Origin of the sequence: Corynebacterium sp. H128 (assembly GCF_037482625.1) — a bacterium.
Classification (GTDB): Bacteria; Actinomycetota; Actinomycetes; order Mycobacteriales; family Mycobacteriaceae; genus Corynebacterium.
Window position 1 is genome coordinate 68548 of the sequence record NZ_JBBHKW010000007.1, and the last position, 17594, is coordinate 86141.

General features: G+C 60.3%; 19 protein-coding genes. 3 read left to right on the plus strand and 16 right to left on the minus strand.

All coding sequences use genetic code 11. The features are described from left to right. Positions 1-27 precede the first annotated feature (27 nt). The 13 genes from WG915_RS07705 to WG915_RS07765 form a co-directional block, all read right to left on the minus strand. Entirely contained in the window at positions 28-381 is a 354-nt protein-coding gene (locus tag WG915_RS07705) for a Rieske (2Fe-2S) protein (protein WP_339564887.1), read from the minus strand. Positions 382-471: 90 nt separating this feature from the next. Next, positions 472-1938: a hypothetical protein gene (locus WG915_RS07710; protein WP_339564799.1), complete on the minus strand. Its 1467-nt coding sequence runs from the start codon at positions 1936-1938 to the stop codon at positions 472-474. Positions 1939-2060: 122 nt separating this feature from the next. Then, a complete protein-coding gene (locus WG915_RS07715) occupies positions 2061-2903 on the minus strand; it encodes an ABC transporter ATP-binding protein (protein WP_445227810.1) in 843 nt (280 codons plus the stop codon). After that, on the minus strand, positions 2887-3660 hold the full coding sequence (locus tag WG915_RS07720; RefSeq protein WP_339564801.1) for a MerR family transcriptional regulator: 774 nt from the start codon (positions 3658-3660) through the stop codon (positions 2887-2889). The genes WG915_RS07715 and WG915_RS07720 overlap by 17 nt, the downstream gene beginning before the upstream one ends. Positions 3661-3786: 126 nt before the next feature. After that, positions 3787-4563 carry a tryptophan synthase subunit alpha gene (gene trpA / locus WG915_RS07725; protein ID WP_339564802.1) on the minus strand — a complete coding sequence of 259 codons (777 nt, stop codon included), beginning with the start codon at positions 4561-4563 and terminating at the stop codon, positions 3787-3789. Next, positions 4563-5735 (minus strand): tryptophan synthase subunit beta, encoded by a 1173-nt coding sequence (trpB, locus tag WG915_RS07730; RefSeq protein ID WP_339564803.1) that lies wholly within the window; start codon positions 5733-5735, stop codon positions 4563-4565. Before trpB (WG915_RS07730) ends, trpA begins: the two co-directional genes overlap by 1 nt. Continuing rightward, positions 5732-7069 (minus strand): bifunctional indole-3-glycerol-phosphate synthase TrpC/phosphoribosylanthranilate isomerase TrpF, encoded by a 1338-nt coding sequence (trpCF, locus tag WG915_RS07735; RefSeq protein WP_339564804.1) that lies wholly within the window; start codon positions 7067-7069, stop codon positions 5732-5734. Before trpCF ends, trpB (WG915_RS07730) begins: the two co-directional genes overlap by 4 nt. Continuing rightward, positions 7056-8063 (minus strand): anthranilate phosphoribosyltransferase, encoded by a 1008-nt coding sequence (gene trpD, locus WG915_RS07740; protein ID WP_339564805.1) that lies wholly within the window; start codon positions 8061-8063, stop codon positions 7056-7058. The genes trpCF and trpD overlap by 14 nt, the downstream gene beginning before the upstream one ends. Then, entirely contained in the window at positions 8060-8575 is a 516-nt protein-coding gene (locus WG915_RS07745) for an anthranilate synthase component II (RefSeq protein ID WP_339564806.1), read from the minus strand. The genes trpD and WG915_RS07745 overlap by 4 nt, the downstream gene beginning before the upstream one ends. Beyond that, on the minus strand, positions 8572-9921 hold the full coding sequence (locus WG915_RS07750) for a chorismate-binding protein (protein ID WP_339564807.1): 1350 nt from the start codon (positions 9919-9921) through the stop codon (positions 8572-8574). The genes WG915_RS07745 and WG915_RS07750 overlap by 4 nt, the downstream gene beginning before the upstream one ends. Then, positions 9918-11132 (minus strand): tryptophan synthase subunit beta, encoded by a 1215-nt coding sequence (gene trpB / locus WG915_RS07755; RefSeq protein WP_339564808.1) that lies wholly within the window; start codon positions 11130-11132, stop codon positions 9918-9920. Before trpB (WG915_RS07755) ends, WG915_RS07750 begins: the two co-directional genes overlap by 4 nt. Before the next feature lie 166 nt (positions 11133-11298). Next, on the minus strand, positions 11299-11769 hold the full coding sequence (locus tag WG915_RS07760; RefSeq protein WP_339564809.1) for an NUDIX hydrolase: 471 nt from the start codon (positions 11767-11769) through the stop codon (positions 11299-11301). Beyond that, on the minus strand, positions 11766-12212 hold the full coding sequence (locus WG915_RS07765; protein ID WP_339564810.1) for an SdpI family protein: 447 nt from the start codon (positions 12210-12212) through the stop codon (positions 11766-11768). The genes WG915_RS07760 and WG915_RS07765 overlap by 4 nt, the downstream gene beginning before the upstream one ends. Positions 12213-12285: 73 nt before the next feature. Here WG915_RS07765 and WG915_RS07770 point away from each other — a divergent pair, with 73 nt between their 5' ends. Next, on the plus strand, positions 12286-13509 hold the full coding sequence (locus WG915_RS07770; RefSeq protein ID WP_339564811.1) for a dicarboxylate/amino acid:cation symporter: 1224 nt from the start codon (positions 12286-12288) through the stop codon (positions 13507-13509). 179 nt (positions 13510-13688) lie between these two features. On the opposite strand, the gene WG915_RS07775 is transcribed toward WG915_RS07770, so the two are convergent. Genes WG915_RS07775 through WG915_RS07785 form a run of 3 tightly spaced genes read right to left on the minus strand, consistent with a single transcriptional unit; the run spans position 13689 to position 15396 of the window. Continuing rightward, positions 13689-13991: an ArsR/SmtB family transcription factor gene (locus WG915_RS07775; RefSeq protein WP_339564812.1), complete on the minus strand. Its 303-nt coding sequence runs from the start codon at positions 13989-13991 to the stop codon at positions 13689-13691. A 44-nt stretch (positions 13992-14035) separates the two neighbouring features. Then, entirely contained in the window at positions 14036-14695 is a 660-nt protein-coding gene (locus WG915_RS07780) for a response regulator transcription factor (RefSeq protein WP_339564813.1), read from the minus strand. Further along, complete coding sequence (locus WG915_RS07785; protein ID WP_339564814.1) at positions 14692-15396, minus strand: sensor histidine kinase; 705 nt, start codon at positions 15394-15396, stop codon at positions 14692-14694. The genes WG915_RS07780 and WG915_RS07785 overlap by 4 nt, the downstream gene beginning before the upstream one ends. A gap of 110 nt (positions 15397-15506) precedes the next feature. Between WG915_RS07785 and WG915_RS07790 the strand changes: the two genes are divergently transcribed. Together WG915_RS07790 and WG915_RS07795 are read left to right on the plus strand one after the other, a co-directional pair. After that, positions 15507-16196: an ABC transporter ATP-binding protein gene (locus tag WG915_RS07790; protein ID WP_339564815.1), complete on the plus strand. Its 690-nt coding sequence runs from the start codon at positions 15507-15509 to the stop codon at positions 16194-16196. Next, positions 16193-17593 (plus strand): FtsX-like permease family protein, encoded by a 1401-nt coding sequence (locus WG915_RS07795; protein WP_339564816.1) that lies wholly within the window; start codon positions 16193-16195, stop codon positions 17591-17593. The genes WG915_RS07790 and WG915_RS07795 overlap by 4 nt, the downstream gene beginning before the upstream one ends. Position 17594 lies beyond the last annotated feature (1 nt).

Genomic DNA, 17594 nt, shown 5'->3' on the forward strand with positions numbered 1-17594 from the left:
TCCTCGCGTGATGTTTCACGTGAAACATCACTTCTGGACGCTGAGTTGAGTCCCTTCGGCGGAGAGCTTCGCAGGCATGAGGGCACCCCGTGAAGGTCCGGAGATCGGGCTGCCATCTTCCAGTTTGAACACCGAGTTGTGCTTGGTGCAGATGGCAGTTCCCTCGTGGAACTTTTCAATCAGGGCGCCCTGGTGTGGGCATGTGGCGCTGTAGGCGCGGTAAGAACCTGCGGTGGGCTGGGCGATGATGAAACCGTCTATCTCGATCGCACTTCCGACCGGGACATCGCTCGCGGCAATTCCTTCGACTTTGCCTTTGCCTTGGCCGCAGGCAGCGAGCACGGCGCCAGCGAAGGTCGTGGCAGTGGCAACGAGGAACATCCGACGATTACAAGAAAAGGAACCCTGGGAGTCAGTCATACCTCTAAGTATGCTCTCTCCCGGGGCTCTGCGGCCAATAGCGAGTGTGGGTTAGGTGATGGCGCGCTTAGCGGCAAAGACCCACGCTAGAACGAAGGATACTGCCCCTACCACGAGCAATACGATCCAGGCAGGCCAGGCCGAGGTGTCATCGGTGTGGATGGAGTGGCCGAATGCGGAGCTCTCTAGCAGCCACTGTGGTGCCTTAAACAGCGGAGCGATGATAGTGACAGTTCCGGAGTACATCACCGGAAGCCAGGCCACCCAGGATCGCTGTGGCCACAGTCCGATCAAAAGAGCTGTGAGACCTGCTAGCGCCAGCATGGGTGCCACCTGGGAGGCGTTGGCAGACGCTGCAAGCTGCCACATTTCTTCAGGATGCTTCGACACTGCTAGCACCCCGAGGATGCTACCGAATACTGTGGCGAGGATGATCTTCAGGATGAACGCAATACTGCTGGCCGCCTGCAATTGCATGGGCAGCTCGCGCTTGATGCCTCTGGAGCGTAGAAGGTCCACGTGGCGATCCCGCTCCTCCGCCCGGATCTTCAGGACGCTGGCTACGGCCGCGACTCCCAACATGATCCCAAGAAAGTCTGCCATGTAGACCAAGAATGCGGCTTCGAGGTCAGCGTCCCCGAACATATCTTTGAAGATCTTCCCTGTGGTTTCGTCCTCGCCGAGCATGTCATTGGCGGAGGAACTAAGACTGGTCATAAAGGCGGCTAGGGTGAAGCCTGTGATAACCCAGGTGTAGTGGAAGCCTCGATCTAAAATGCGCCTGAGTTTCCAGCCGGATTCAATTTGGCGTTGTTTGGGGGCGTGATTTTCTCCCACCGGGAGAATACCCATGCCGAAGACTCGGTCCCGCTCCCCCAGGAGCCATAGGACGGCAATAGTGGCAGTGACAATTGCGACTGTGAGGAGCACCCACCAGCGGTCTTCAGTAAAGGGCCGCACGAGACCAAACCAGCCTAAGGGGGTGATCCAGTTGAAGAAGTCCAAGCCTTTGATGTCAGCAAAAGCACGCGACATGAAGCCCGCCCCGACTGTGAGCATCCCAACTCGAGTCAGTGAGTGCTCAGAGGCCAATAGCAGGCTGAGGGCGCCGCTGAGTACACCAGTACCAAGAGCCGCCAGGCCAACAGCCGTACCGTAGGCGAAGGCGCCAGAGGTGGAAATTTCTCCATAGTAGGACCCCAACGCCAGCAAGACCGCCGTGATTCCGGCGCCCAAAGTGAAGGCGACTCCGCCGAGCAGCAGCAGCGTGCCCCCTGCGATATCGAGCTTTCGAATGCCGGTGGCGCGGGGAAGCTCACCGAGGCTGGATCCCTCGGCTCGACGGTAACAGCGGAAAGTGAGTAGGACCATCATCACGCAACTGAGAATGACTATCCAACCGGCGCCTTCCCATGCCATGAGCTGTCCGAGCGTGCCGGGGCTGTAGAGCTTGCCATACATGGCGCGCATGCCGAGGCTAAGTTGCATGCCTTGAATTAGTCCAGCTCGAGATTCCAAGCTGGGATAGTAGCTGTAATAGGCGGGAAGGAACATTGCAGGTATTGACCATAATGGGAGAAGCCATGCAAGTAGGAATGTTCGATTGAGTCGGAGTTGGATTCGGGCATACTTTAAGGCGTTCACTTCACTACCTCATTGTCCGCGTAGTGCTTGAGGAAGGTCTCCTCCAAGCTGGCCGTGGTGACGGAGATGTTGCTCGCCCCCTGGCGCAGCAGCTGCTCGAGGAGGCTACCGACTTGGCTCTCGGGGAGGGTTTCTACGATGTGCCTGCCGCTGACTGTTGCGGAGACTCGGTGGCCGGCGAGTTCGCGTAAAGTCTCGATTTTGCCGGATTCCACTGCCCTACCCTGTTTAATCACAGTGACGTAATCGCAGAGGGCTTCCACCTCACTGAGAATGTGGCTAGATAGCAATACTGCAGCCCCTCGATCGTGTTCCAAACGGAGCTGATTTTGAAATTCCCGTTCCATGAGCGGATCCAAGCCAGCGGTTGGTTCATCGAGAATGAGCAACTCGGCGTCGATACTGAGCGCCGCCACCAACAAGACCTTGCGCCGGTTGCCGGTGGAGTAGCTCTTGGCTCGCTTGGTGGGATCGAGGTCGAAGGCGTCGATAAGCTCGGCCTCCCTGCTGCGGTTGCTCGGTATCCCGCGGAGACTCTCCAGCGCGCGGAAAGTCTCGGCACCGGTGAGGCCGGGCCAGAGCGTGACGTCGCCGGGCACATAGCCCACCCGCTTGAGTACCTCGGGGTGAGCGCGCGGGTCCTCCCCTAGCACACTCACGGATCCTGACTTCGGGTGGAGCAGGCCGAGGAGGGTGCGGATCGTGGTCGACTTTCCGGAGCCGTTAGGTCCGAGGAAGCCGTGAATGCTGCCCTTATCGACGGCCATTGAAAGGCCATCCAAGGCACGGAAATTTCCGAATTCCACAGTCAGGTCTGTGATGTTAATGGTGTCCACTATGTCCTCCTAGATAGGTGTCTATGAACTTGCTGATGTAAAGCTTTTGATTGGGGTGCGGGTATGCCAAAGTGAGTAGTTGGAAGGCGCCGGGTACGGCGAAGAAACGCTCGAAGATCTCTGGCATATCCTGTGGTTTGAATCCGGACTCACGGATGTGCTCGGCCATCATCGCGTCGATCTCCTGCTCTGCTTCCTCCGGGGACATGCTGCTTATCGAGTGAAAGGAGCGGAACATTCGCAGCGCGACTTCGATGTACTCGTCTGAGGGCTGCTCTAGCCAGAGGTATTCCAAGCTGTCCAGGAACCCGAGGTGTGAGAGCACTTCCACCATCCGCTGTTCGCGGTGGATTACTTTGCGCAGCTCCGGGGATTCTTCGCGCGCTAGCAATTTCACGTAGAAGTTGGTTACCCGTTGTGGAAGTGGGATTGCGCTCGGAGCCACAGCGTTCGAGCGCTCAAGGAGTTCGTCGATTCGTTGTCGCTGTTGCTGCAGCACGGCGATTTGCTCGTCGATTGCGGTCTTAGTGGCCGCTAGCTCTTCGTGGATGTTGACCGAAGTAGGTTCGATCAGTTTGCGGACTTGTGCCAGGGAGAGGCCGGAATCGACCAGATGCCGGATCCTCGTTAGCCGCACTAAATGCTCAAAGGTGTATTCTCGCGGAGTGCCGCGTGGGATCGGCAGCAGTCCGACCTGGTGATAGTGCCGAACAGTACGGACTGTGGTGCCAACGGTGGTAGCCAATTCTTTGATTCGCACACCCCTATTACATGCTGTGACGTTACGTCACTGTCAAGGGTTAGATGCGGATGGTTTCACGTGAAACCACGGTAAGGGGCGTCGAAAAGCAAGCAAAGTGCAGCCCGCTTATCGACGCCCCAGGCGCTAGCGGCTTTCCGTGGCAGCCTTCAGCTCGCGCGCGAAGGCAGCCATCTCAAGTAGCAGTTCTTCGCCCTCATAGTGCTCGATGAGCTTGACCAACGCAGAGCCGACGATAGCCCCGTTGGCGCCGGATTCGATCGCAGCGCGCACGTGCTCCGGTGTGGAGATGCCGAATCCGAGCAGCACAGGTGTGGTTGCGTTGGCCACCACATCAGACAGCGATGCCATGGAAGCTTCGCGTTCGGTGCCCGTCACCCCGTTGCGGGACACCGCGTAAATGTACCCCTCGGAGTGCTCCGCCACCATTGTGAGCGTCGCTAGGCTGGAGTGTGGCGGGGCGATGAATACTTGCTGCACGCCGTGGCGCCGCGCCGCTTCCCGGAAGAGTCGTGATTCACGAATTGGTACGTCGGGAATCAGGACGGAATCCGCGCCGGCTGCTGCTACCGCGCCGTAAAACTCGTCGAATCCCAAGGAAAAGGCCACGTTGCCATAGACCAAGAGGCCGATCGGCAGTGCTGGGTACTTGGCCCGGATCTGTGCGATCAGGTCAAGCGCCACGTGCACATCAGTTGCGCTGGCACGCAGGTGGGAACGTTGAATGGTCGGCCCGTCCGCAACCGGATCCGAAAACGGGATGCCAAGCTCGAGCGCATCCGCACCGGCCGCGATGAGGGTATCGATGATCTTGAGACACTCAGCAGGCCCGGGGTCGCCCAGCATGACAAAGGGAACAAACTTGCCGCCGGGCTGGGCGAAGAGTTGTGCGTAGCGGTCCATTAGTTGGCCTCCAAGGTGCGCTTGACGTGATCGATGTCCTTGTCGCCGCGACCGGAGAGCGAGACGAGGATTGTGGTGGGCTCAGTAGCGCTCTCTGCACGCTTCAGGGCGTACGCGAGGGCGTGGGCGGACTCCAGGGCCGGGATGATGCCCTCCTGCTGTGCAAGCAGCTGGAAGGCGGCCAGAGCTTCGGCATCGGTGATGCCAACGTAGGTGGCCCGCCCGGTGGCATGCAGGTGGGCATGCTGCGGTCCCACACCCGGGTAGTCGAGCCCGGCGGAAATCGAATAGGACTCCTCCACTTGGCCCGAAGCGGTGCGCATCAGGTAGGAGCGAGCGCCATGCAAGATGCCAATGTTGCCGGCGTTGATCGTGGCGCCGTGCTTGCCGGAGTCCAGGCCTTCGCCTGCCGGTTCAACGCCGATCAGCTCCACCTCTGGGCAATCGATGAAATCCGCAAAGATGCCGATGGCATTAGAACCGCCACCCACGGCCGCTACCACCATATCCGGCAGCCCACCGATCTTCTCTTGCAGTTGCGCTTTCGCCTCGGTGGAAATAACTCGGTGGAATTCACGCACGATGGTGGGGAACGGGTGGGGGCCGGCTGCGGTACCGAGCAGGTAGTGCGATTCGTTGAAGGTGGCGGTCCAATCTCGCAGTGCCTCGTTGACTGCATCCTTGAGAGTGCCGGAGCCGGTGTCTACCGGGATGACGCGAGCTCCCATGAGCTCCATGCGGTACACATTAGGCTGCTGGCGGGCCACATCGTGCGCACCCATGTAGACATCGCATTCGAGTCCCAGCAACGCACAGGCCAGTGCCGTGGCGGTGCCGTGCTGCCCGGCACCCGTTTCTGCGATGATCCGGGTTTTGCCCATGCGCTTGGCAAGCAACGCTTGCCCCAACACCTGGTTGGTCTTGTGGGCGCCGCCATGCACCAGGTCCTCGCGTTTCAAGAAGATCCGCGCGTTTTCGGTGCCGAGGTTACGGCATTCATAGAGCGGGGTGGGGCGGCCCAAGTAGTCCCGCAATAGTCCATTGAGCTCCGTGTGGAATTCAGGGTCACTCTGGGCTGTCACGAAGGCCGCTTCGAGTTGGTCGAGGGCTGGGATGAGCACCTCGGGCACGTATTGCCCGCCGAACTCACCGAAATATGCTGGCAAAATCACTGGTGCTCCTTGATGGTGTGGAAGGCCGCGACTAAGGCTGCCGCGTCCTTATGGCCCGGTTCGAATTCGAAACCGGAATTGAGATCGAGGCCCGCTGCTTCGACCTGCAGCGCTGCGACGAGGTTGCCGGGAGTTAATCCGCCGGCGAGGAGAGACTTGGACTTGACCTCTGCCGGGATTGCGGACCAGTCGAAGGTCCGCCCCGTGCCTCCGCTCCCGGTATCGAGTACGAGCTTATCGACGTCCCCAGCCAAGGCCAGCGCAAGCATTGGGCCGGCTTCTTGGGTCATATCGATGGCGCGCCACACCTGGAGTCCGGTGGCCCGGGCCTGGGCGATCATCTCTCGTTCTTCGGCTAGCGTGCCATTGGTGCTGTGCAGCTGAACAGCGCTAAATCCGGTGGGATCGAAGTCGAGCGTGCGGCTAACGGCAACATAGTGCAGTCCGGGCTCCGCAGCCATGATGCTCTCCACTGTTTCACGTGAAACATTGCGCGGGGAATCCGCTACCTGAATCACACCGCCATAGCGGGCGCCTGCAGCGAAGGCCGCCTGAGCGTCCTCCGGCCGGGTGAGGCCACAGACCTTGTGCTCGCCATAGACAAGCGCTCGGACCGCGTCCTCGACGTCAGAGCTACCGGAGAGATGAGATCCCACCAAGAAGCCGTCCAGGAAACCCATGGCACGGATCGTCGCGTTCGAGCGGATGCCGGACTCCCCTATCACTACGGAGGCATCGAGCAAGGGGGCAAGACGTGCCGAGCGGCCGAGATCAATACTGAGATCAGAGAGATCGCGGTGGTTGATCCCCACGATGCGGGCGCCCAGTTCATTAGCGCGCTGCGCTTCTGATTCGGAGACCACCTCGGTGAGGACATCGAGTCCCAAGTCGGCAGCTGCGGTTGCGAGTGCACGGTACTCGGCGTCGTTAAGCACAGAGAGCATCAGCAGCACCGCGTCCGCGCCGAAGTAGCGAGCGGCGCGGATCTGGACCTCATCGACGATGAAGTCTTTGCACAGCACCGGTAAGTGGGTCGACGCAGCTACAGCAGCCAAGTGGGCGTAGTCGCCATGAAACCACTCCGGTTCGCACAACACGGAAATGCCTGCGGCATAGCGCGAGTACACCTCAGCGAGTTCGCGCGGCCGGTAGTCTCCGCGGATCTGCCCGAGCGAGGGGGATGCGGACTTGCACTCCATGATGAACTGCGGGCCCGGCTGCGCCAGCGCCTCCTCTAGCGAGCGGGTGGATGGGGTGAGCACTTTACCTGCCACTAGCTGCGCTATTGCAGCCAGATGTGTCCGCCGCTGGGCAACGATGTCATCGAGAACCATAATCCGCCTCCTCGTGGCGAGCGAGCCAATTCTGAACCGTACCGTCTCGCAGCAGCTCCAGCGCCTGCTCTGTGCCTGCTTTCAGGCTGTCCGCCTTACCGGCAAGATAGAACATGGCGCCGGCATTTGCGGCGATCGCATCCCGGTGTGCCTGGGGCGCTGCATTGGCAAAGACCTTGCGCAGGTGACGGGCGTTTTCCTTCCCATTGCCGCCGGCCAGATCAGAGAGCGCATGCGTGCCGACGCCCAACTCTTCCGGCGTCACCGTGTAGTCGCGGATCTCGCCGTCGGCTAGCTCCCACACGCGGGTCGGCCCGTGGACGGCGATCTCGTCGGTGCCGGCACCGTGCACGACCAGCGCGCGACGACGTCCCAGTTCACGCATCGTTTGGACGATGAGTTCACCCTGCTCTGGCCGGGCGACACCCATGAGCTGCAGCTCCGGACGCGCGGGACTGAGCAAGGGCCCCATCGTGTTGAAGAGCGTGGAAACCTTCAGCGCGCGTCGGACATGCTGGACGTGTGCGACAGCCGGGTTATAAGCAGGGGCGAAAAGGAAGGTGAAATTCGCATGACGGAACTGGTTGACTGCGCGTTCCACGTCGAGGTCGAGCGGAATGTTGAGCGCTTCCAACACGTCCGCGGACCCAGACTTCGAGGAGACGGAACGGTTGCCGTGCTTAATCAGCGTGCAGCCGCCGGCCGCTGCCAGGAGGGAGGCGCCGGTGGTGATGTTGATGGTGTTGGCACCGTCTCCGCCGGTGCCCGCGGTGTCCAAGATCCCCTCCCCCGTGATCGGGAATGGCCGACCGGCGTGCAGGAATGCGAGGGCTGCACCGGTGACATCTGCCAGCGTCTCGCCGCGGGTACGGATGGTGGCAAGCAAGGCGGCGATATGCACGTCCTCGTATTCGCCGATGGTCAGCGGTTCGAAGACGGCGCGTGCCTCTTCGACGGTGGGATGGGGGTTGTCAAGGAATTCGTATAGTTTCACGTGAAACACTCCAAACAGAATTCGAGGAGCTGCTGCCCGTTGGGCGTCAGGATGGATTCGGGGTGGAATTGCAGGCCGATCATTGAATGTTCAGTAGAGCGGGCGGCCATGACGATGCCCTGACATTCCGCGAGCAGCTCAAGACCCGCGGGCAAAGTGGTGCAACCCAGCGAGTGATAGCGGGCCACGGATTGGCCGTCGAAAAGCGGGTGCGTTGAGGTGAGGGTGTCCCGGAAGCCGTGCACCGGACCGACCTCGTGGACGTGGCCGCCGAAATGCTCCAGGATCGCTTGGAAGCCGAGGCAGATACCCACGATGGGGACCTTGCCTTTAAATTCCTGGATGATCGGCTCCATGTTGGGTCGCCCGGGTCCCGGCGAGAGCACGATGACGCTGGGCCGCAATGCGCGGAGCTGTTCCAGGGTGACAGTATTTCGGACGACGGTGGCATCGCCGATGGCGTCGACAAGGTTGTACGTGAAGGAATCGAAGTTGTCGATGAGAACAATCACTGCAACGCCTCCACTACTGCGCGCGCCTTGTGCCTAGTCTCAGCTGCCTCGCTGGCGGGCACACTGTCACGTACTACGCCCGCGCCTGCCTGCACAACGGCGAGGCCATCGCGGACGAAGGCAGAGCGAATGACGATGCAGGTATCCATCGCGCCCCGATGCAGGTAACCGACCGCGCCGCCGTAGCTGCCGCGCCGCTCCCCCTCCAGGCCACGGATCAGCTCAGTGGCACGAATCTTCGGTGCCCCCGTCAGAGTGCCCATGTTCATGCAGGCCCGGTAGGCATCGAGTGCATCCAAGTCTGGAGCCAAAGTTCCGGTCACTTGGGACACCAAGTGCATGACTCGGGAGTACTTATCTACGTCCATTAGTTTCGTCACTTGACGATTAGTGCAGACACGGGCGAGATCATTGCGAGCCAGGTCCACAAGCATCGTGTGCTCCGCGATCTCCTTGGCATCGGTGCGCAAGAGTAACTCCAGCCGGGTGTCTTTTTCCGGCGAATCAGCGCGCGGTTGGGTACCAGCGATCGGATACAGCTCGATCTCACGGGACACCGGATCATACTTCAGTGAAGACTCCGGACTGGCGCCGAAAAGCTGGTAATCCTCCCCTTCCAGATAGAACAGATAGGGACTCGGGTTGGAGTCCTTGAGCCTGAGATAAGCCGCGAAGGCATCGCCGCAGGGACGGTAGAAAGCGCGGGAGGGTACGGCCTGGTAGATGTCACCGGCATGGATATGCTCTTGGAGCTGCCGCGTCCACTCCTCGAAAAGCTCATCGCTCACCGCGTCGGGTACCGTTTCGGCCGGCGGATTGTTCTCCGGGTTGCTTTCCGGCGGGATGTGGCCCCGAATCTCTGCTCGCTGCGTGGCGTGGTTAATGTGCAGCGACGTCTCCGCCACCAGGAACTCGAAGTCGGGGAAAGTGTTGTGGCCCTCCTGTACCCGCGGGAGATCCTCGAAGGTTTCCAGATAATCGAATGCGAAACCGCCGATCAGCAGCTCGCTATCCTCTAAGAGCTTCAGTGGCAGCAGCGAACTGGGTTCGCGGAGGCGGTCACGCTCATCGAGCGCTGTCGAACGCGGGAAAGTGTACTTCCCGTCGCGGCCGTAGGCACGCAGTTGCTGATCCAACAGCTGCAGGATTTCCGCTCCGCCTGCGCTGAGCGCCACCACGGTGACGGTGTCCCCGATACAGGTCAACTTGGCTTTAGCTCGGAGGATCGCAAGCGACTTGAGCGGGCGCTTGTGCAGGTCAGCAGATTCGAGGAGCGCGGTATGCGGCCCGCGGTAGCGCGCGTAGATTGCGGCCGCATCCTCGTAGGGGATGGTTGACACAGTCATGAGAGCTTCGCAATTGCTTCGTCGACCCCACTGCCTTCCAGAATCGTCCGGACGTAGTCCACATCCTTATCGCCACGACCGGAAAGGTTCACCAGAATATTCACTGGTTCGGTAGCCTGTTCCGCCAGTTGCAGGGCGTAGGCCAAGGCGTGGGAGGACTCGAGAGCCGGGATGATGCCCTCCTTGCGTGCGAGCAGTTGCAGTGCCTCAAGCGCTTGGGTGTCGGTAACGCCCACATACTGTGCGCGTCCGGTCTCCAGCAGATGGGCATGCTCTGGTCCCACCCCCGGGTAGTCCAGTCCGGCGGAGATCGAGTGGGAAACACCGACGCTGCCATCTTCGTGGAGCATGGCGTAGGACCGAGAACCATGCAAGATGCCGATGGTGCCGCGGCACAGTGGAGCGCCGTGACGCGGAGTGTCTAGCCCTTCACCTGCGGGTTCCACACCGACGAGCTGTACATCAGCGTCTTCTAGGTACTCGGCAAAAGCGCCGATGGCGTTGGAGCCGCCGCCCACGGCTGCAACCACCACGTCTGGCAAAGCTCCGGTATGTTCCAGCATCTGCGGCTTCGACTCACGTGAGATGACAGCCTGGAATTCTTTCACGATGGTTGGGAATGGGTGTGGGCCGGCGGCGGTGCCAAGCAAGTAGTGCGTGGTCTCGTAGGAATCGACCCAGTCCTGCAACGCGACGTCAATGGCGTTGCCCAGGCCATTGCCCTCCTCTTCGGCCACGGGAACTACTTCCGCGCCCATGAGCTTCATGCGGTACACGTTCGGCTGCTGCCTGGCGATGTCTTTGGCGCCCATGTAGATGGTGCAGTCCATTCCAAACAGGGCCGCCACCATCGCCGTCGCGGTGCCGTGTTGCCCTGCCCCGGTTTCCGCAATCAGTCGGGTTTTGCCTAGGCGCTGTGCCAACAAGGCCTGCGCGACTACCTGGTTACCCTTGTGTGCGCCACCGTGCACCAAGTCTTCCCGCTTGAGATAAATCTTGGCATTCTCAGTACCCAGGTTGCGGCACAGCGTCACCGGGGTTGGCCGCCCAAGATAGTTCTGATAAAGATCCGCTAGTTCTTCATGGAAGCTCGGATCCGCCATGGCATCGACATAAGCTTGTTCCAGCTCATCGAGTACTGGGAGGAGGCTCTCGGGAACGTACTGGCCGCCGAACTGTCCGAAGTACGCTGGAAGAAGGGTGTTTCGCATTGTTGTTCGCTCTCTACTAGGTGGGGTTTACACAGGTAGAGAGACAAAAGTGGCCCGCTACCTGATGCGGTGCGGGCCGTTTCGATCACAACAAAGGGGGCCCGCTAGTAGGGCCACCACCACTGTGCAATCGAAAAAGTCATGGGGCTACGGTAACACAGCGGGATTAGTTTTGGGAGCCAAATCCCGTTTTTCCTGTCAAAGCCGCCTCAATGAGGTGGAGGAATCGGGGCTTCATCTCGGGCAATTCTGCTACGGGGAACCATCGGACAGCGATGGATTCGTCGTCGTTGACCTGCGCAGTTGGAGAGTCTGGCTGCAGTGTACAGACGAAGGCGATATCGGTGTAGGAGGTGACATCCCCATTGGGGTAATGCACGGGGCCGACGGCTTGCACCCAGAGCAGCCGATCGACGCGGATGTGCACGCCGGTTTCTTCTTCGGCCTCGCGCTGGGCTGTCTCGTGTGGTTCCTCGCGCGGATCGCAAATTCCGGTGACTGGAGTCCACTGCCCGTTATCTGAGCGCTGCACCAAGAGCACGTGGCCTTCGTGCAAAATGATCGCGGTGACCCCAGGGAGCCACAGTTCGGTGTGGCCGACCTTGGCACGCAGGTCGAGGATGAATTCGGGGGTCACTGCTGCTCCATCGCCTTGCGCAGTGCTGCCACATCAACCGCTGGCTTCTCGACGGCAGCATCCGTACCACAGTTGCAGTCCCCATCGCAGCCCTCGGTTTCCTTGTTAGCGGCGCCAAGAAGATGCGCCACCTTCGCGCCGTTGTTCGCACCAATTCCTGCGAGCACGGCAGCCAGGAAAACAGCCACGGCCATCACTATAAGGGTGCCGATCCCAGTGCCACGCAGACCGGCGAGGCCACCGAAGCAGAGCGACACGCCAGCAAGGAACCACATTGGTCCTGCAGTCAGGTGTGCGGCGTCCCAGATTTCCTTGGATTGGCGCACTTCTGGGACCTTGAGTCCGATGACGCCGTTACCCGGCAGCTTCTTCATCCACCCCAGTACGCCACTCACGATGGCGACGGCTGCGAGGACGAGGAGTAATACCGCGAAAATTGTCATGCTAAACATTCTAACTCTCGGCTGCCAGCAGCTATATTCAAGAGAGTTACATTTTACTAAGAAAGGTTACTCCGTGCAGAAACTAACCGGATCTCTGCTGTTTCGGGTGCTCATCGCTATCGTCTTGGGCGTCGTTTGCAGTTTCATTTTCCCAGATTGGCTCGCGCGCGTTTTTGTCACGTTTAACGGTCTATTTGGCAATTTCTTGGGCTTCTTTGTCCCAGTCCTGATCTTCGCTTTGATTACTCCGGCGATCGCCAGCCTGGGTAAGGGGGCCGGCAAGTGGCTCGGCATTACTACCGGCATTGCGTACGCCTCGACAATTCTTTCGGGCTCCTTGGCCTATGTCGTCGCGATCAGCGTCTACCCATGGTTGCTTAAAGGGCAGTCCATGGTGGAGGCTGCGGACATCGACGCCACTGCCCTATCGCCTTACTTTGAGGTCGAAATGCCGGCGCCAATGGAAGTCATGGCGGCGCTGCTACTCGCCTTTACCGTTGGCCTGGGGATGACGGCGGTTAAATCCGACACCCTCTTCGCTGCGGCGGATGAGCTGCAGGAAGTGATCATGAAGGTGATCGCGCGCTTTGTGATTCCGCTGTTGCCGGTGTTCATCTTCGGCATGTTCCTGTCCATGGGAATGAACGGCAACTTGATGCTTACCCTGACCGCCTTCGGCAAGGTCCTCCTCCTGGCCACCATCATGACCTGGATTGTGCTGGTGCTGCAATTCATCGTGGCGGGCATCGTGTCCGGTCGCAATCCCTTCACTTCGCTGAAGAACATGCTTCCCGCTTATGGCACCGCGCTGGGTACCTCCTCCTCTGCTGCGACTATTCCAGTCACCTATGCTTCCGCTTTGAAGAACGGTGTCTCCGAGGCAGTGGCTGGCTTTGTGGTTCCACTGTGTGCCACCATTCACCTTTCTGGTTCGATGATGAAGATCGCCCTCTTCGCCTTCTCAATCATGTGGATGAACGGCATGGACATGCCACCAGCTCACATGCTGGGCTTCGTCTTCCTGCTGGGCATCATGATGATCGCTGCCCCTGGTGTTCCGGGTGGCGCGATCATGGCGGCCGTCGGTCTGCTGCAGTCCGATCTCGGCTTCGACGAAAGTCAAGTGGCGCTCATGATTGCTGCCTACATCGCCATCGATTCCTTCGGTACTGCATGTAACGTCACCGGCGACGGTGCCATCGCGATGATGGTGAACAAGTTCGCCGGCGGCAAGCTGTCCCGCGCCACCGCGTTGGAGGGCGAGGAAGAGCTTGTCGACGAGGTGTTTGGAAAGTAGCCTCTCGGCGAGCATGATTTCACGATCATGATTATGAGAGTAGGAGGTCTTCTACCCGCCTGGTAGCACTCTTGCCACTCGCAACATCATGATCCTGAAATCATGATCGTTGACCCCCTAAGAAACCGCTGCAGCTGGCCGTGAACGAACGGTGCTGGGGCGGTTTTTGCGTGCAGTAGCTAGTGGCTATGCACGTGCGTGCCACCTAGGTGGTGCAGGAGTTCGTGGGCGCGGTCGTCGATAAGCAGGTAGCGCACTTGCCTACCCTCCTTGGACGGACGGATGATCCCGGCGGCTTCCATGTTTTTGAGCGCGGCGGAGGCGGTGGCGGTGCGCAGACCGGTGGCCTCGGCCAATTCGGAGACGGTGGCCGCGCCGGGACCCCGGTAGTGCATCCAGAGCAGCAGTTTGAGGCGCGAGGGATCCCCCAGAACCTTGAACAGCGGCGACCAATCATCAGCGAGGTTCAGTAGGTCTTGCATAAATCCATCATATCGGGCGGGGCATGTTTCACGTGAAACATTTGCTAGCGCAGCCCGGCGGCAAGGTACTCCAAAATTGCCTTTACCCTGCGATTTTCTTCGGTCGGATCGAGCCGGAGTTTCAGAAAGATATTGGCAACGTGTTTGCCTACCGTGGCGCCGGAGACGAACAGCGCGCTAGCGATGTCGGAATTTGAGAGGCCTTGGGACATGAGCTCGAGGACCTCTTTCTCGCGGGGAGTGAGCTCCCCCAGCCCGGATCGGCCAGCGGTCATGAGCGCTGCGGCCACTTCAGGGTCGATGACTGTGCCGCCACGGGCGACGATGTCTATCGAGCGGAGGAACTCGGCGACATCCGCCACGCGGTCCTTCAGCAGATAGCCCGTTCCGCCGACCGGCTGGCTGCCGAAAGAAAAGAGATCCACGGCGTAAGCCGGTGCCACGTACTGGGAGAGCACCATGAAGGGCAAGTGGGGGAACTCCGAGCGCAACTCGACGGCCGCGCGGAGGCCGTCATCGCCCATCGTGGGTGGCATCCGGACATCGGTGATGACGATGTCGGGCAATTCTGCGGAAGACCTGACAAGTTCCTTCAGTTCGGTTGCAGTGGCTACGCTCCCGACAATCTCGTGCTCACGTCGAGAGAGCAGGCCGGCTAGCCCCTCACGTAGGAGCGCCGAATCGTCGGCGATAACAATTTTCATGGGTGTTCCAATCGATAGCCAGGCTGTCCGCGGTCCAAGAGCAAGGGGATGGCGGCAGCTACCTTCGTAGGACCGCCCACGGGTGAGCTGATGGTCAGAGTCGCATCGAAGGCCGCGAGGCGCTCGCGCATGCCGGCGAGGCCATGGCCGTCGATAAGCGTGGCACCGCCGGGGCCCTGGTCGACCACGGAGATGCGCAGCGACTCGTCTGAGGTGATCAGGACGCTGACTGGGGCCCTCGACGCATATTTGGCGGCATTGGTGAGGGCCTCGGTGGTGAAGAAATAGCCTGCGGCCAGCACGCTTGCTGACAGCTCCGGCAGCTCATGGGGAGCGTACACCGTTACGTGCGGGCCATAGCTGGTCGCGACATTGCTGAGCGCCGCGACGAGGCCGCGGTCAGTGAGTACCTGGGGCTGAATGCCACGCACCGTTTTGCGCAGTGCACTCAGCCCCTCCGCAACATCCGCCTTCGCCGCTGCAATGAGCTCAACCTGCGGGCCGGAAGCATCCAGTTGCGCCTCCCCCAGCTTGATCATCGCTGACACGAGGAACTGTTGTGCGCCATCGTGCAAGTCTCGTTCGATGCGCTGTCTTTCAATCTCATAAGCATCTGCCACCGCGCGTCGGGAGGCAGTCAGTTCAGCAATCCGCCGAGCAGAGACCTCCTCGGTAGGCTGGAATGCAGAAAACCACTTCACGCCGCCCACTCTAGACGAACCCAACCGCCCGGGGGGTAGGGCTGGCACTACCAAAAAGTGCAGGGTAAGGGCGGTGTTATGCTTCGGTGCACGACGGTGAAATAGGAAACATGGAACATTTACTTGCACTTCAAGACCTCACCAAGACCTTCGGCGGTGCCCATGTCCTCACCGGCATCAACCTGGGCATTGATGCCGGTGAAACCGTTGCCATCATGGGGCCCTCCGGCTCTGGCAAATCCACCCTGCTGCACTGCATGTCGGGGGTGCTGCGCCCGTCAACCGGTGCCGTGCTATTCGGCGGCCGCAACATCGCGCAGCTTAGCGACGCCGACCGCTCCGCCCTCCGGTTGAAGAAGTTCGGCTTTGTCTTTCAAGACGGCCAGCTGCTCCCCGAACTCACCGCCGCCGAGAACGTTGCGCTGCCAGCCCTATTGAATGGCACGCCACGACGTCAAGCCTTCTCGCAGGCGGTTGAGCTGCTGGATCAGCTAGGTTTGGGTGTCCTTGCAGATCGACGCCCAGCAAAAATGTCCGGTGGCCAGGCGCAGCGCGTCGCCGTGGCCCGCGCGTTGGTGACTGCTCCGGATGTGATTTTCGCCGATGAACCGACCGGGGCACTGGATCAGACCACCGGGCACGAGATGATGCAGCTGCTCACCACGATGGTGCGGCAGCGTGGCACTACTCTGATCCTGGTCACACACGACGTGAAGGTCGCTGGTTGGCTAGAGCGACGCATCGAGATCCGCGATGGCATCATCCACGACGACCGCCTGATCGGAGGATTGACGCGATGAACCCGCTGGCGTTGTCCTGGAAGCTGCAAAAGGCATCGCTGCAGGCCCGATCCGGCACCGGCCTCGTAGCCTTCCTGGCCGTGTTTTCCTTGACCGTCTGTTCTTGGATCGCGTTCATCGTCGCTGGTGGTACCTGGATGTTCTACCAGCGCACCTTGCACGTGCCGGAGTTTCCATTAGAAGTCCATAAGTCCCGCTCCACCGAGGACTTGATGTTTTTCTATTTGGCGCTGGCTTTCATTGCCTGCGCGTTTCTCTTCCCCGCGATCTTCTCGCTCACCTCCCAGGCCGCAGTGATGGGGGCCTCGGGGCGTGAACAACGCTTGGCTGCCCTCAGGCTGCTCGGTATGTCTTCCCGCCAGATCACCGCGATGACAGCCGCAGAAACAGGTTTGCAGGCAGTGGTAGGCATTGTGTTGGGCGGATTGTTAGCGCTGCTCACCGCACCCCTCGGCAGCAACTTCACCTTCCACCTCAAACAGGTGGGCACTGCGGAACTCATCTTGCCGTGGTGGGGGTACCTTACGGTAGCCGTGATCTTATTGCTGCTTGCTTTGCTTTCTTCCTACGTGGGGATGCAGCGGGTCCGAGTATCCCCACTCGGTGTCGCTCGGAGGGATATGCCGCGGGCTTTGCGCTGGTGGCGCCTGATCCTTGCCGTTGTTGTGCTGATCGCTGGAATCGCATGGATGAAGGTGCAGGACGTCAGTACAGATGCCGAATTCTTGGTGTCCTTGTTCTTCGTCCTGTTCATCATGGTTAGCGTGCTGAACGTTGGTGTGCCCTTCCTCCTCCAACTGCTATTCCGCGTTTTCGGGCTGTTTCCCGGCACCAGCAACTTTGTTGCCACCCGCCGCGTAGCTACCGACGCGCGATCCGCTTGGCGACGCAGCGCAACCACCGCCTTCTATGGCGTCCTGGTGGGCGTCCTGATTCTCTCCCCTAAGGGGCAGGACGACATATCGACTCTCTTCAAAGAAGAAGCGGACGTCGGGATGATCTTCGGTGACTTGAACACCGGCGTGATGATCACCGTGGTCATTGGCTTCATTATCGCCTCAGTATCCATAGTCCTAGGTCAAGCCGCGGAAGTATTCGAACGTGCCGACCTTTCCCGTGCGCTCGCTGATCTCGGCGTACCCCGGGGATTCCACTTCCGCATCGCGTTGGGCCAGGTCATGGCGCCGATCATGCTGGTAAGTCTGGTGGGATTTATGGTCGGTGCGGCCATTATGGTCGCGCTCTTCGGCGCCGCCGGGGACATGAACGTTCCCGCTCGCCTTCTCAACGCCTCGGTGTTCTTGCTCGCCGGATGGTCGCTCACCCTCCTCGCAATGCTTGCCGTTGAACCACTGCGCAGCCGCGTGCTCGCGGACGGCGGCCGCCGGAACGACTAGA

Bases quoted from the DNA above. Each gene is read 5' to 3' on its own strand.
- WG915_RS07780 (WP_339564813.1), bottom strand. From the start codon at position 14,695: ATGAAAATTGTTATCGCCGACGATTCGGCGCTCCTACGTGAGGGGCTA.
- WG915_RS07750 (WP_339564807.1), bottom strand. From the start codon at position 9,921: ATGACTGTGTCAACCATCCCCTACGAGGATGCGGCCGCAATCTACGCG.
- WG915_RS07790 (WP_339564815.1), top strand. From the start codon at position 15,507: ATGGAACATTTACTTGCACTTCAAGACCTCACCAAGACCTTCGGCGGT.
- WG915_RS07705 (WP_339564887.1), bottom strand. From the start codon at position 381: ATGTTCCTCGTTGCCACTGCCACGACCTTCGCTGGCGCCGTGCTCGCT.
- trpCF (WP_339564804.1), bottom strand. From the start codon at position 7,069: ATGGTTCTCGATGACATCGTTGCCCAGCGGCGGACACATCTGGCTGCA.
- WG915_RS07765 (WP_339564810.1), bottom strand. From the start codon at position 12,212: ATGACAATTTTCGCGGTATTACTCCTCGTCCTCGCAGCCGTCGCCATC.
- trpB (WP_339564808.1), bottom strand. From the start codon at position 11,132: ATGCGAAACACCCTTCTTCCAGCGTACTTCGGACAGTTCGGCGGCCAG.
- trpA (WP_339564802.1), bottom strand. From the start codon at position 4,563: ATGGACCGCTACGCACAACTCTTCGCCCAGCCCGGCGGCAAGTTTGTT.
- WG915_RS07775 (WP_339564812.1), bottom strand. From the start codon at position 13,991: ATGCAAGACCTACTGAACCTCGCTGATGATTGGTCGCCGCTGTTCAAG.
- WG915_RS07795 (WP_339564816.1), top strand. From the start codon at position 16,193: ATGAACCCGCTGGCGTTGTCCTGGAAGCTGCAAAAGGCATCGCTGCAG.